Origin of the sequence: Arthrobacter oryzae, from assembly GCF_030718995.1 — a bacterium.
In the GTDB taxonomy this organism is placed as follows: domain Bacteria; phylum Actinomycetota; class Actinomycetes; order Actinomycetales; family Micrococcaceae; genus Arthrobacter; species Arthrobacter oryzae_C.
The window spans coordinates 2,516,837-2,530,887 of record NZ_CP132204.1 but is presented as its reverse complement, the minus strand read 5'-3'; the positions used below and the strand labels follow the sequence as shown (position 1 = coordinate 2,530,887).

The 14,051-nt window shown below is 61.4% G+C and carries 5 protein-coding genes and 3 rRNA genes; 2 read left to right on the top strand and 6 right to left on the bottom strand.

The features are described 5' to 3' along the window. Positions 1-133 precede the first annotated feature (133 nt). Positions 134-1,891 (top strand): glycoside hydrolase family 13 protein, encoded by a 1,758-nt coding sequence (locus tag Q8Z05_RS11660; RefSeq protein WP_305939802.1) that lies wholly within the window; start codon positions 134-136, stop codon positions 1,889-1,891. A 45-nt stretch (positions 1,892-1,936) separates the two neighbouring features. Further along, positions 1,937-2,968 (top strand): LacI family DNA-binding transcriptional regulator, encoded by a 1,032-nt coding sequence (locus tag Q8Z05_RS11655; RefSeq protein WP_305939801.1) that lies wholly within the window; start codon positions 1,937-1,939, stop codon positions 2,966-2,968. Positions 2,969-2,982: 14 nt separating this feature from the next. Here the strand turns inward: Q8Z05_RS11655 and Q8Z05_RS11650 are convergent, their stop codons facing one another. The 6 genes from Q8Z05_RS11650 to Q8Z05_RS11625 all read right to left on the bottom strand — a co-directional run bounded on the left by Q8Z05_RS11650 (position 2,983) and on the right by Q8Z05_RS11625 (position 14,050). After that, positions 2,983-3,507, bottom strand: a complete 525-nt coding sequence (locus Q8Z05_RS11650) for a GNAT family N-acetyltransferase (protein WP_305939800.1) — start codon at positions 3,505-3,507, stop codon at positions 2,983-2,985. A 43-nt stretch (positions 3,508-3,550) separates the two neighbouring features. Continuing rightward, positions 3,551-4,042, bottom strand: coding sequence for an SRPBCC domain-containing protein (locus tag Q8Z05_RS11645; protein ID WP_305939799.1), 492 nt, complete (start codon positions 4,040-4,042; stop codon positions 3,551-3,553). Between the two features lie 375 nt (positions 4,043-4,417). Then, positions 4,418-4,534 (bottom strand): 5S ribosomal RNA (gene rrf / locus Q8Z05_RS11640). Positions 4,535-4,740: 206 nt separating this feature from the next. Further along, positions 4,741-7,866, bottom strand: a 23S ribosomal RNA gene (locus Q8Z05_RS11635). A gap of 539 nt (positions 7,867-8,405) precedes the next feature. Beyond that, positions 8,406-9,929: ribosomal RNA gene (locus tag Q8Z05_RS11630) — 16S ribosomal RNA — on the bottom strand. Together the 16S, 23S and 5S rRNA genes form the textbook arrangement of a ribosomal RNA operon. Before the next feature lie 446 nt (positions 9,930-10,375). Then, positions 10,376-14,050 (bottom strand): 1,4-alpha-glucan branching enzyme, encoded by a 3,675-nt coding sequence (locus Q8Z05_RS11625; RefSeq protein ID WP_305939798.1) that lies wholly within the window; start codon positions 14,048-14,050, stop codon positions 10,376-10,378. Position 14,051 lies beyond the last annotated feature (1 nt).

The following is a 14,051-nucleotide window of genomic DNA, read 5'->3' as shown; positions in this document are numbered from 1 at the left end:
GGAGTTGTCGCGGGTCAGGCTGCCACTGCGCGGCAGTTGACCCAGCGAAGGACCTCGAACGAAACTCAATGAGGCGCACGTCACAATTGGAAGCGTTTTCAGTTTGGCGCGATTCCGTCTTACGATTACCGGCATGTCCGTTGACTCAATGCTCCAAGCCCCCGCCGCGGCGGCCGGCCCGCTGACCCTGGTCCACCACGCCGATGAGGCGTCGGGTTGGTGGCGGTCGGCTGTCATCTATCAGGTTTATCCGAGGTCCTTCCGGGACATGAACGGGGACGGCATTGGAGATCTCGCCGGCATCACGGCAGAGCTGCCGCAGCTGGCCCGGCTCGACGTGGATGCCATATGGCTCTCGCCGTTCTACCGCTCCCCGCAGAAGGATGCCGGCTACGACGTCAGCGATTACTGCGACGTGGACCCGCTCTTCGGTACCCTGGCCGACTTTGACGCCATGACGGCGGAAGCAACCCGGCTGAACCTGCGCGTGATCGTGGACCTCGTACCCAACCACTGCTCGGACCAGCACGCCGCTTTCCAGGCCGCCCTTGCCTCCCCGGCCGGCAGCCCCGAACGTGACATGTTCATCTTCCGGGACGGCACCGGCCCCTTTGGTGCGGAGCCGCCCAACAACTGGCAGTCGCACTTTGGCGGACCTGCCTGGACGCGAGTCACGGAGCCGGATGGCCTTCCCGGGCAGTGGTACCTCCACCTCTTCGACACGTCCCAGCCGGACTTCAACTGGGACAACCAGGCCGTCCACGAAGAATTCGAGCGGGTGCTGCGCTTCTGGCTGGACCGTGGTGTCTCCGGATTCCGCGTGGACGTTGCCCACGCACTGGTGAAAGCTCCCGGTTTGCCGGAGTGGGGCGGCAGGGCAGACGGCAACAGCTGTGACGGCTACCCGGGCCACGATGCGCCGATGTTCGGCCAGCCGGCCCTGCACGACATCTACCGGGCCTGGCGCCGCATCCTGGCAGAATACGGTCCGGACCGCATCCTGTGCGCCGAAGCAAACGTGGATCCACTCCCCCGGCTGGCCGACTGGGTCCGCCCGGACGAAATGCACCAGGCATTCAATTTCCCGTACCTCCACGCGGGCCTTGACGTTCACCGGCTCCGCGGCGTCATCACCGACTCGCTGGTGGCCCTTGACGCCGTCGGTGCGCCCAGCACCTGGGTGCTGTCCAATCACGACGTCGTCCGCCACGCCACCCGCTTCGGTTACGACGGCCCCGCACCGCGGGACGGCGACGGGATTGGACCCTTCGACCAGCAGCCCGACATTGCCAAGGGCAGGTCGCGCGCAGCGGCAGCCTCCATGTTCATGCTGGGACTGCCCGGCGGCGCGTACCTCTATCAGGGCGAGGAGTTGGGCCTTCCCGACGGCATCGACATACCGGACAGCCAGCGCCAGGACCCCACCTTTGCACGGACCGGCGGAGAACGGCTGGGCCGCGACGGCTGCCGGGTGCCCCTGCCGTGGCGCGCCGCCGAACTCCACGCCGGTTTCGGATCCGGACAGGCTCCCTGGCTGCCCCAGCCGGAGAGCTTCACCGAACTGGCGCGGGATGCGCAGTCGGAACAGCCGACGTCGCATTTGAACCTCTACCGCCGGATGCTGGCGATGCGCAGGAAGCTGGACCTGGGCCGGGGTTCGCTGGCCTGGCTGGAAAGCTGGTGCAGCGATACGTGCCTGGCCTACCTCAACGGCACCACCGTGGTGGTGATGAACGTGGGCCGGGATCCGCTGGACCTCCCGGCGGGCAGCGTGCTGCTGCGTAGCTCACCGGCGGCCTCCGAGCACCTCCCGGCGTCACCGGGACCGCACGACGGCGGTCATCAGCTAGGCTCAGGTGAGACGGCCTGGCTGAGCCTTCCGGCCGGGTGACGCCGCTGTCGTTGAATCCGCAGTTGAGAACATGGAGAACTGAATATGCCCGGCATCAAGGACGTAGCTGAGCGCGCGGGCCTTTCCATCGCCACTGTTTCACGGGCGCTGAGCGGCAAAGGCAATGTGTCCGCCCGCAGCCGCGAACGTGCGCAGGCTGCCGCGGCGGAGCTCGGTTTCGTGCTCTCGTATCACGCCTCCAGCCTGGCTTCCGGCCGAAACCACAACGTAGGTGTGGTGGTCCCTTCGGTCCACCGCTGGTTTTTCTCATCGGTGGTGGAAGGGGTCTCGGCAACGTTGCTCGACGCCGGTTACGACCTGACCCTGTACAACGTCAGCGAAGGCCCCGACCGGCGGCACAGTGTCCTGAATGACTTTCTGCTGCGGAAACGCGTGGATGCGGTCATCGCCGTGTCACTTGAACTCAGTGAAGCCGAGATACGACAGCTTCTGGCCATCCACCGTCCTATCGTGGGAATTGGCGGCCCTTTGCCGGGCGCCTCGACCATCAGGATCAATGACTCCGGCATCGCCGAGGCAGCAACCAACCACCTCATACGGCTGGGCCACTCCCGCGTCGCCCATATGACCGGTGATGCCTCGTACCAGCAGGATTTCCGGTTGCCGGGTACGCGTCAGGGCGGGTTTGAAAAGGCCATGGCGGTTGCCGGTCTGCAGGTCCGCCCGGAGTGGCAGGTCACAGCCGATTTCACCATCCAGGGTGCCTACGCGAGTGCCAGGCAGCTCCTCGGCGGTAGTTCCGAACGTCCCACCGCTGTGTTCGCTGCCTCGGATGAGATGGCCATCGGAACCATCCTCGCGGCCCGCGATTTCGGCCTGCACATCCCCCGGGACCTGTCCGTCATCGGCATCGACGGCCACGAGCTTGGTGAAGTGTTCGGCCTGACCACGATTGACCAGGACGCCCGCGGCCAGGGGGCCCTGGCGGTCCGGCTCCTGCTCGCAGGCCTTGAAAACGCAGCCGACGGCGGTGCAACCGATACGGAGTACCCCACAACGTTCGTGGTGCGGTCCAGTACGGCCGTGCCGCCGGTCGAGACGGCTCCGGGCCGCTAAACTGCTCCCCGCTGCTAAACGGCTCCCGAGTGCTGGGCGGCTCCCGACTGTTGGACGGCCGGGACGGCAAGCGACAGCGGCCGTTCCATGATGATTTCCATCTTGCTCGTATCGAGCGGGTAGGCCTCCCGGAGGCCGGTGTCGCGGAAGCCGTGGCGTGTGTAGAAGGCAAGGGCCCTCGCGTTGTCCTGGTGGACACCCAGTTGCAGGATGCCGGCCCCCAGTTCGCCTTCAGCGGCGTCCACGGCCCCGGTCAGCAACCCGTCCGCAAGACCGCTTCCCCTATAGGCTGCGGCCACATAGACGCTGATGAGCATGGCCTGAAGCGGCCGGTTGGCTTCCTGCGGGTGTTTCACCACCACCCGCATCAGGCCACAACAAGTGTTGGCCGCTGAGCCGTCCTCGGCCACGAAAGTGATGCTCCCGGGGCCGGTCATCGCAGCGGCGCGGCTCCGCCACTGCCCCTCAGTCTGTGCCAAGGCCGAAGCCAGCGACTCCACATAGGCCGTAGGGGTGTCCGCGAGCATCTCAAGCCTCACGGCGCGCAGAAGTTCCCATTCCCCTTCGGTCAGGCGCCGCACCCTAGCCAACGCGGCCGCCCATGAAGCGGACGAAACGGGCCAGAACCACGGGCCATCCGGCGTCGTATTGCTCCCGGGCGAGGGCAGGGTCCTCGGCGCCCTCCCACCCGTCGTGCACAACCCGGACTTCGGTTCCGCCCTCAACAGCCCGGAAAGCGACGCGAACCTCCGTGGACCACAACGCCGTAGTCCCGGGATGCCAGCTGGCGTGGAATGACAACGGTGGCTGCCAGTCGTCTATGCTCCCCCAGACCGCAGTCCGGCCATCGTCAGCGGTTTCCAAGACCAGGTTCTCTTCGAACTCAACGTACGAGCCGGCACCGAACACGCTCTGCTCCCCGAGTGGCCACCAGAGGTGGGTGTGTTCGGTGAACCCGATAAATGCCTTGGAGACTGCACCGGGCACCACCACGGTGTGCACCACGGCGTCCAGGTCATCCACGGGATCGGAGGCCCCGTCGGCAGGGGACGCGTGGCTGAAGAGGTTGTCCATGGTCAACAACTTTACCCGGCCGCGAGGACGCACCGACCTGCCCCGGCCTGCGACGCTCTCTCACTTCCTGCCGGGTTTCACCGGACGCTCTCTCAGTTCCTGCCGGGTTTCCCCGGGCGCTCTCGCAGTTGCTGCCGGGTTTCCCCGGGCGCTCTCTCAGTTCCCGGGGGTGGGTGTTCGACGGCGGGTGTGCCGGGTGGGGTGTGCCGGGTCCCGGCACGGGTGCGAGAGGGTCCGTCGAAAAGGTGCGGGTACTGCGAGAGGATCCGGCAAAAGGGGTGCCGGATGTGAGAGAGGGGGTGAGGGTGGGGGTTTGGGTGGTTAAAGCGGGAGAGCCTCCAAACGGGTGTTTGGAGGCTCTCGACCTGAATGATGTTCCGGCGGTGACCTACTCTCCCACACCCTCCCGGGTGCAGTACCATCGGCGCTGTGGGTCTTAGCTTCCGGGTTCGGAATGGGACCGGGCGTTTCCCCCACGCTATGACCGCCGTAACCCTGTTACCCGTTCCCCCGTCGGTTGTGTGCCCTGGGGGGTGGGAAAAATGTGGTTACAACATTGTGGTGTTGTTATTTAGTTGTCGGTTCGCCAAAGCAACGGGTTTGTTGTTTGGGAACCACATAGTGGACGCAAGCAGTCTTGTTTTCTTTTTACCACCCCTGGGTGCAAACCTCTTTTGAACGGTTTGCGGGGGTGGTGTGTGGTGTAAGTTATCGGCCTATTAGTACCGGTCAGCTTCACGAGTCGTTAGTCCTCGCTTCCACATCCGGCCTATCAACCCAGTGGTCTGGCTGGGGGCCTCTCACACACAAGGTGTATGGAAATCTCATCTCGAAGCGAGCTTCCCGCTTAGATGCTTTCAGCGGTTATCCCATCCGAACGTAGCTAATCAGCGGTGCACTTGGCAGTACAACTGACACACCAGAGGTTCGTCCGTCCCGGTCCTCTCGTACTAAGGACAGCCCTTCTCAAATTTCCTGCGCGCGCAGCGGATAGGGACCGAACTGTCTCACGACGTTCTAAACCCAGCTCGCGTACCGCTTTAATGGGCGAACAGCCCAACCCTTGGGACCTACTCCAGCCCCAGGATGCGACGAGCCGACATCGAGGTGCCAAACCATGCCGTCGATATGGACTCTTGGGCAAGATCAGCCTGTTATCCCCGAGGTACCTTTTATCCGTTGAGCGACGGCCATTCCACAATGTACCGCCGGATCACTAGTCCCGACTTTCGTCCCTGCTCGAGATGTCTCTCTCACAGTCAAGCTCCCTTGTGCACTTACACTCGACACCTGATTGCCAACCAGGCTGAGGGAACCTTTGGGCGCCTCCGTTACTTTTTAGGAGGCAACCGCCCCAGTTAAACTACCCATCAGGCACTGTCCCTGACCCGGATTACGGGCCGAAGTTAGATGTCCAAAGTGACCAGAGTGGTATTTCAACGATGACTCCACCCGAACTGGCGTCCGGGCTTCAACGTCTCCCACCTATCCTACACAAGCCACTCCGAACACCAATACCAAACTATAGTAAAGGTCTCGGGGTCTTTCCGTCCTGCTGCGCGTAACGAGCATCTTTACTCGTACTGCAATTTCGCCGAGTTTATGGTTGAGACAGCGGGGAAGTCGTTACTCCATTCGTGCAGGTCGGAACTTACCCGACAAGGAATTTCGCTACCTTAGGATGGTTATAGTTACCACCGCCGTTTACTGGGGCTTAAATTCTCAGCTTCGCCTTGCGGCTAACCGGTCCTCTTAACCTTCCAGCACCGGGCAGGAGTCAGTCCGTATACATCGTCTTGCGACTTCGCACGGACCTGTGTTTTTAGTAAACAGTCGCTTCCCCCTGGTCTCTGCGGCCCCGATCCCCTCCCACCAGCAAGTGGTGTTCAAGGTTGGGGCCCCCCTTCTCCCGAAGTTACGGGGGCATTTTGCCGAGTTCCTTAACCATAATTCTCTCGATCGCCTTAGTATTCTCTACCTGATCACCTGTGTCGGTTTGGGGTACGGGCGGCTAAAACCTCGCGTCGATGCTTTTCTAGGCAGCATAGGATCACCGAATCCCCCCCTACGGGGGTCCCGTCAGGTCTCAGGCATCATGAACAGCGGATTTGCCTACCGTTCGCCCTACATCCTTGGACCGGGACAACCATCGCCCGGCTCGGCTACCTTCCTGCGTCACACCTGTTAATACGCTTACCTCCCAGGATCAGGTCCCGCGCTCCACCAAAACCCTCACACCACAAGGGTGATCGGGCAGGTCTCGGGCAGTTAGTATCCCCTGTTCAGCATGGGCGGTTTTTCGCCGGTACGGGAATATCAACCCGTTGTCCATCGACTACGCCTGTCGGCCTCGCCTTAGGTCCCGACTTACCCAGGGCAGATTAGCTTGACCCTGGAACCCTTGATCATTCGGCGGACGGGTTTCTCACCCGTCTTTCGCTACTCATGCCTGCATTCTCACTCGTGTAGGCTCCACCGCTGGTTTACACCGCGACTTCACTGCCCACACGACGCTCCCCTACCCATCCACACTCCTGAACCACAAAGGCTTGGATAAAATGTGAATGCCACAACTTCGGCGGTGTACTTGAGCCCCGCTACATTGTCGGCGCGGAATCACTTGACCAGTGAGCTATTACGCACTCTTTTAAGGATGGCTGCTTCTAAGCCAACCTCCTGGTTGTCTTCGCAACTCCACATCCTTTCCCACTTAGCACACGCTTAGGGGCCTTAGTTGGTGGTCTGGGCTGTTTCCCTCTCGACTATGAAGCTTATCCCCCACAGTCTCACTGCTGCGCTCTCACTTACCGGCATTCGGAGTTTGGCTGACGTCAGTAACCTTGTAGGGCCCATTAGCCATCCAGTAGCTCTACCTCCGGTAAGAAACACGCAACGCTGCACCTAAATGCATTTCGGGGAGAACCAGCTATCACGAAGTTTGATTGGCCTTTCACCCCTACCCACAGCTCATCCCCTCCATTTTCAACTGAAGTGGGTTCGGTCCTCCACGACGTCTTACCGTCGCTTCAACCTGGCCATGGGTAGATCACTTCGCTTCGGGTCTAGATCACGCCACTGCAACGCCCTATTCAGACTCGCTTTCGCTACGGCTGCCCCACACGGGTTAACCTCGCGACGTAACACTAACTCGCAGGCTCATTCTTCAAAAGGCACGCCGTCACCAGAATCAGACTGGCTCCGACGGATTGTAAGCACACGGTTTCAGGTACTGTTTCACTCCCCTCCCGGGGTACTTTTCACCTTTCCCTCACGGTACTGGTCCGCTATCGGTCATTAGGGAGTATTTAGGCTTATCAGGTGGTCCTGACAGATTCGCACGGGATTTCTCGGGCCCCGTGCTACTTGGGATACTCTCCAGGCGGTACACAACATTACGGTTACGGGGCTCACACCCTCTCTGGCCGGCCTTTCAAGACCGTTCACCTATGCCTGCACATCACACCTCACCAGTCCGGCAGAACTGATACGGAAAGTCCCACAACCCCGACCATGCAACGCCCGCCGGCTATCACACATGGAACGGTTTAGCCTGATCCGCGTTCGCTCGCCACTACTAACGGAATCACTATTGTTTTCTCTTCCTGCGGGTACTGAGATGTTTCACTTCCCCGCGTTCCCTCCACGCACCCTATGTGTTCAGATGCGGGTCACCAGGCAACTCGCGCCCCTGGCGGGGTTTCCCCATTCGGACACCCTGGGATCACAGTCCGGTTATCGACTCCCCCAGGCTTATCGCAGATTCCTACGTCCTTCTTCGGCTCCTAATGCCAAGGCATCCACCGTGTGCTCTTAAAAACTTGACCACAAAAGATCAAAAACGCTAATTTTCGAGAGAACCACGAAAACCACTGCACCATCCCGAAAGACAGCACAACAGATCCAGGTTCATATTCTTGGAAATTGCTTCTTATAAAAGATGCTCGCGTCCACTATGTAGTTCTCAAACAACAACCCCGTACCACACACCCCACACACCACCCCTCCCGAAGGAAGAACAAACCGTGTGATCGGTGCAGCCAGGAAACCAGAAACAAACAAAACCCACACCACCACGAACGCCTCCCCGAAAGGAAACCCCGCAATGCCATGGCCCTGTTGCCTCAGGACCCAACAGTGTGCCAAACACTAAACCACCCGCAACCCTCCCCGCACCGTTCCAGGACAACCCTCCACAAGTGAAGAACATCCGTACTGGGTGCCGGCAGGAAACCAGCGGCCGCTATTTGTTGATATTCCACCCGTGAGCACCCGCCGCAGAACTTGCGTCTGCGCAACGGGCAACTTCCTGACAACACCACCACACCCGCATACACGGGGTGAGGTTGCTGTAGGTGCTCCTTAGAAAGGAGGTGATCCAGCCGCACCTTCCGGTACGGCTACCTTGTTACGACTTAGTCCCAATCGCCAGTCCCACCTTCGACAGCTCCCTCCCACAAGGGGTTAGGCCACCGGCTTCGGGTGTTACCAACTTTCGTGACTTGACGGGCGGTGTGTACAAGGCCCGGGAACGTATTCACCGCAGCGTTGCTGATCTGCGATTACTAGCGACTCCGACTTCATGGGGTCGAGTTGCAGACCCCAATCCGAACTGAGACCGGCTTTTTGGGATTAGCTCCACCTCACAGTATCGCAACCCTTTGTACCGGCCATTGTAGCATGCGTGAAGCCCAAGACATAAGGGGCATGATGATTTGACGTCGTCCCCACCTTCCTCCGAGTTGACCCCGGCAGTCTCCCATGAGTCCCCGCCATTACGCGCTGGCAACATGGAACGAGGGTTGCGCTCGTTGCGGGACTTAACCCAACATCTCACGACACGAGCTGACGACAACCATGCACCACCTGTGAACCGGCCCCAAAGGGGAAGGACTGTTTCCAGCCCGGTCCGGCCCATGTCAAGCCTTGGTAAGGTTCTTCGCGTTGCATCGAATTAATCCGCATGCTCCGCCGCTTGTGCGGGCCCCCGTCAATTCCTTTGAGTTTTAGCCTTGCGGCCGTACTCCCCAGGCGGGGCACTTAATGCGTTAGCTACGGCGCGGAAAACGTGGAATGTCCCCCACACCTAGTGCCCAACGTTTACGGCATGGACTACCAGGGTATCTAATCCTGTTCGCTCCCCATGCTTTCGCTCCTCAGCGTCAGTTAATGCCCAGAGACCTGCCTTCGCCATCGGTGTTCCTCCTGATATCTGCGCATTTCACCGCTACACCAGGAATTCCAGTCTCCCCTACATCACTCTAGTCTGCCCGTACCCACCGCAGATCCGGAGTTGAGCCCCGGACTTTCACGGCAGACGCGACAAACCGCCTACGAGCTCTTTACGCCCAATAATTCCGGATAACGCTTGCGCCCTACGTATTACCGCGGCTGCTGGCACGTAGTTAGCCGGCGCTTCTTCTGCAGGTACCGTCACTTTCGCTTCTTCCCTACTGAAAGAGGTTTACAACCCGAAGGCCGTCATCCCTCACGCGGCGTCGCTGCATCAGGCTTTCGCCCATTGTGCAATATTCCCCACTGCTGCCTCCCGTAGGAGTCTGGGCCGTGTCTCAGTCCCAGTGTGGCCGGTCACCCTCTCAGGCCGGCTACCCGTCGTCGCCTTGGTGAGCCATTACCTCACCAACAAGCTGATAGGCCGCGAGTCCATCCAAAACCACAAAAAGCTTTCCACCCCCCACCATGCGATGAGGAGTCATATCCGGTATTAGACCCAGTTTCCCAGGCTTATCCCAGAGTTAAGGGCAGGTTACTCACGTGTTACTCACCCGTTCGCCACTAATCCCCCAGCAAGCTGGGATCATCGTTCGACTTGCATGTGTTAAGCACGCCGCCAGCGTTCATCCTGAGCCAGGATCAAACTCTCCGTTGAAGTAAAACAAAAACAGACACAACCAGGCACCACGGGAAAACGCGGAACCAGGCTGCACAAAATTTGAAACCAGCTAAAAACACCAAACCATCCACGGGGTGGACAATCCGGCAAATTCAACCAATTCAATACAATAAATTGGTATCAACAAACTTGGCACACTATTGAGTTCTCAAACAACAGACACACCCGGCACCACCACAACATCCCAGCCGTGGATCGCTCCGGAGCAACTTTTCAAACTTACCCGCTTGCTTCACCCGAGTCAAATCGGCCACCCCGACTCACTGTGCCTGTGGCGATCCGTGATGTCTTGGCTGGCCAACTCCGGGGAGCAGCGCGGAAATAAACTCTACCACTACTTCGGCGGGGATACAAAGCCGCCCGTCCAGGACGCACGAAAGCCCGGAATCACAAGGATTCCGGGCTTTCGTAATGCTTGAGCGCTAGGACGCCGGCTTGAAGAACGCCGCGCCCAAGGGAGGCAGCGTGACGGTTAGCGTGGCCGGCTGGCCGTCCTGCCCCTCTGCCGAAGCGACGAGGGCTCCCCCGTTCAAGACACCGGATCCGCCGTAGCTGGAATGGTCCGTGTTGAGGACTTCCTGCCACGCGCCGGCCGCCGGCACGCCCATGGTGTAGCCCTGGTGCGGGCCGCCGGAGAAGTTGATGGCGCATACCAGCGGGTTGCCCTCGGTATCCCACCGGATGAACGACAGGACGTTACGGTCGGCGTCGCCCCCGTTGATCCACTGGAAGCCGCCCGGTTCATTGTCCCGCTCGTAGAGTGCCGGAGTGGAGGCATACAGCTCGTTCAGTTCCTTGGTGAGCAGCTGGATGCCACGGTGTGCGGGGATATCCGCCAGGTACCAATCGAGGCCGTGCTGTTCGGACCATTCTGCTTCCTGGCCGAATTCGGTGCCCATGAAGATCAGCTGCTTGCCGGGGTGTGCCCACTGGTACGCCAGGAATGCGCGCAGGTTGGCCAGCTGCTGCCAGCGGTCACCGGGCATCTTCCGGAGCATGGAGCCCTTGCCGTGCACAACTTCGTCGTGGCTGATGGGCAGGAGGAAGTTCTCGGTGAAGGCGTACACCATGGAGAAGGTGACGGTGCCGTGGTGCCACTTGCGGTTCACCGGGTCTTCCGATGCGTACTTCAGGGAGTCATGCATCCAGCCCATGTTCCACTTCAGTCCGAAGCCCAGGCCACCGACGCTGGTCGGGGCGGTGACGCCGGGGAACGCCGTTGACTCTTCTGCGATCATCACGGCGCCGGGGTGGGTCTTGTACACCGTGGCGTTGGCTTCCTGCAGGAAGGAGATCGCTTCAAGGTTCTCGCGGCCCCCGTACCTGTTGGGCTGCCATTGCCCTTCCTCACGTGAGTAATCGAGGTACAGCATCGACGCCACGGCATCCACGCGAAGGCCGTCGATGTGGAACTCGTCGAGCCAGTAGAGCGCGTTGGAGACGAGGAAGTTGCGAACCTCGGTCCGGCCGAAGTCGAAGATCAGGGTTCCCCAGTCCGGGTGCTCGCCAAGGTTCGGGTCGGCGTGCTCGTAGAGTGCCTCACCGTCGAACTGCGCCAGCGCCCAGGCATCCTTCGGGAAGTGGGCCGGCACCCAGTCAAGCAGGACGCCGATGCCTGCCTGGTGCAGGGCATCAACCAGGAACCTGAATTCGTCCGGGTGGCCGAACCTGGATGTAGGTGCGAAGTAGGACGTGACCTGGTAGCCCCAGGAACCGCCGAAGGGATGCTCTGCCACCGGCATGAATTCAACATGGGTGAAACCGAGCCACTTGACGTACTCCACCAATTCCTTGGCCAGTTCGCGGTAGCCCAATCCGAGGCGCCACGATCCAAGGTGGACCTCGTAAACGCTCATGGGTGAATTGTGCGGGTCCCGCTCAGAGCGGGCCGCCATCCACTCGTCGTCCTTGAAGGCGTATGCCGATTCCACAACCCGGGATGCAGTGAGCGGCGGGACTTCGGTTCCGAAGGCGAGTGGATCCGCTTTTTCCACCCAGTGCCCGGCTTTTGTCTGGATTTCAAACTTGTAGCACGCCCCTGCTAAAACACCGGGGATGAAGAGTTCCCAGACTCCGGATGAGCCGAGTGAACGCATCGAGTTCTCCCGTCCGTCCCAGGCGTTGAAGTCGCCCTTGACGCGGACAGCCTGGGCGTTCGGCGCCCAGACGGCAAACGAGACGCCGTCCACGTCGCCGAGGGAGGACTTGTAGTGCTGGACGTGCGCGCCCAGGACTTCCCAGAGCTTCTCGTGGCGGCCTTCACCGATCAGGTGCAGGTCCACCTCCCCGACCGTGGGCAGGTAGTGGTAGGGATCGTCTGTGGCCTGGGCGGGCACGCCCTCGTAGGTGACTTCCAGCCGGTAGTCGGGTACATGGCCCGGCTGAAGGGGTTCCAGCACAGCTGCCCAGACACCGTTTGTTTCATGCGTCATGGGTACTGAACCTGCTGCGGTGACCACTGACACGGCGGAGGCAAGGTGCTTGACGGTGCGGATGGTGACGTGGCCGTGATCATCAAGATGCGCGCCCAGGACGGAGTGCGGGGCGTGGTATTCGCCTGACGCCACCTTCGAAAGCGTCTCCGGGTCCACCTGAAGTGGCGCACCGGGTCGGTCTGTACGTGCTGAGCCTGTCATTTTGTTACCTTCCGCTGCGGCTACGGCTGAAGCGCCGGAACCTTTACTGCTGAGGAGACGTCGTGAGGCGTTCACCGGAATGTCCAGCCATCCGGGCCTGTTCCGCAACTCATAAACAACTTCATACAAAGCCTTGTCCAGCCACAATGCCACAAACAAGGGCGAGTGGCGGTCAATGGTTCCAGGCGTAATTTCGGCGTACCCCGCCAAGAACGCCTCGGCGCAGTCGTCTACCCAGGAGTCTGGGACATGAACGCCGTTCCGCTCGCGTTCGGCTGCGCCGGCGGCGTAGTCGAAGGACCGCAGCATGCCGACGACGTCGCGAAGCGGCACGTCCGGGAAGTTGCGTTCCGCGATGGGCCGCAGCGGTTCGCCTTCGAAGTCCAGGATGGCCCAGCGTTCAGGCTCCCCCGAGTGCGCCGGCACCTGCAGGATCTGACCCAGGTGCAGGTCGCCATGGATGCGCTGCAGAGCTCCGGCGTTGCTGCCTTCCAGCTGGCTGAGCAGGCCAGCCAGGGCGTCGTCATACTGCCCGACGGCGGGACCTGCTTCCGTCCAGGACTGCCGGACGCGCTGGGCTACTCCTGGTGCGATGTCCTTTCCCGGCGCCGATTCCGCGGCCAGGCCCAGGGCCTCGGCCAGGCGCCGGTGCACTGTTGCGGTTGCCGCGCCAAGGGCGTGGGCTTCGGCCGAGAAATCCGTGCCGGAACTCGCGGCGTCAACGGCCAGCCGCCACGCGTCCCGGCCGCCCGCCAGGAACTCATGGGCGACGGCCAGTTCACCCTGAACGAAACGCGGCTGGCCTCCGGCGCCGTCCAGCGGAGCCTGCCACTCCCCTGAGACCCAGCCGAGCGTGGCAGGCACCTCGGACGTCCTGGCCTGCGTAAGGGCCGCGCCGATTTCCACCTCGGGGTTCCGTCCTTCGGACAGCACGCGGAAGAATTTGACGATCGCCGCCGAGCCGCCGTCGTCCACTATCACCGAACTGTTTGACTGCTCACCGGAGAGGACCTTGACGGTGCCGGTGGCTGTGGGCAGCCGGTAGTCCGAGGGCACGAGGTGGCCAACCGCGTCTCCTTCCGGGGACGTGCCGCCGCTTCGCATCAGCTCAAGCCACGCCGACACGAACACGGGGTCGTGGACGGCATCGTAGATCCAGCGCCGCCCCAGCGAGGAGTCGCCGCCTTCGCCCACCAGCGCCGCCTCCTTGCCGGGCAGCGGCTCAATCCGATAGCTGAGCGGGACCTGCACAACGTCGGTGCGGGTGCCGCCGTCGGCCGTGGCGTACGTGACCGCCGCGAGGAACACCTCAAGGCCCACCTCGCCGCTGCCGTCGTCAAGGCGCACGCCGCCGACGGGAGATAACGTGAAGTCACCCGTCTTGACGGGGAACCAGCGCTGGCGCGGGAGCCAGGCCCGGAGCAGTTCGGAAAGGGCGGGGTTGAGTGTGGATTGGGTCATT